The 661-nt window shown below is 53.6% G+C and carries 1 protein-coding gene; it reads right to left on the reverse strand.

Annotated elements, in window-relative coordinates; genetic code table 11:
- Positions 1 to 5 precede the first annotated feature (5 nt).
- A partial coding sequence (locus HMPREF1627_RS02025; protein ID WP_324606567.1) for a glycoside hydrolase family 2 TIM barrel-domain containing protein occupies positions 6 to 661 on the reverse strand: 656 nt, incomplete at its 5' end.

A 661-nucleotide genomic window follows, 5' to 3' on the forward strand; every position in this document is an offset into this window, starting at 1 on the left:
TGAGGTCATTTTTCAGCTACCCCCACTGCGTGTTCGGTTACCACTCGGGGACGCACTTGAGAATCGTGTGGCTTTGAGCAGGTAATAATCTCTCGAACGGTTTGCTTCGGCAGTTTCGGTTTCCTATCAGGAGTGCAAATCCCGTTTACCTCCTGCGCGGTATCCGTTAGCTGCGTGTAGCAGAAACCGGCCAAGAAAGGTGATTCAAGTAGAGCAAAAACAAGTCCTTTAAAGACCTTCTCGTACTCTTCCTTAGAACCAACCGTCCTGTAACCCCAGTGCTTCGAATTCCCCTCATCCAAGGCGATTCCTCCGAATTCGGAGACAATGACGGGTTTATCGAAATCCCAATCCGAATCGAGGAGGGTCCGACGCCCTTGGGGACCGATGCCGTTTACGGATTGCCTCATGGCGCTTTCACTCGCGTACGCGCACTGGAGCTGCTCCGGCTTATCCGCGTAATCGTGGGTGGTAACTATATCCGTAGCGGGCTGTTCCCAACCGTCGTTTGAACTTATTGGGCGCGTGTCATCTACCGCGCGGGTTAGATTCGCCAGCCCCTCCACAAAGGCTCGCTGCCTTACATCGGCGGCTATCTGCGGAACACCCCAGGATTCGTTTATTGGAACCCAGGTGATGATTGACGGAGACGACCTATCTC

This window comes from Actinomyces sp. S6-Spd3 (genome assembly GCF_000758755.1).
Classification (GTDB): Bacteria; Actinomycetota; Actinomycetes; order Actinomycetales; family Actinomycetaceae; genus Pauljensenia.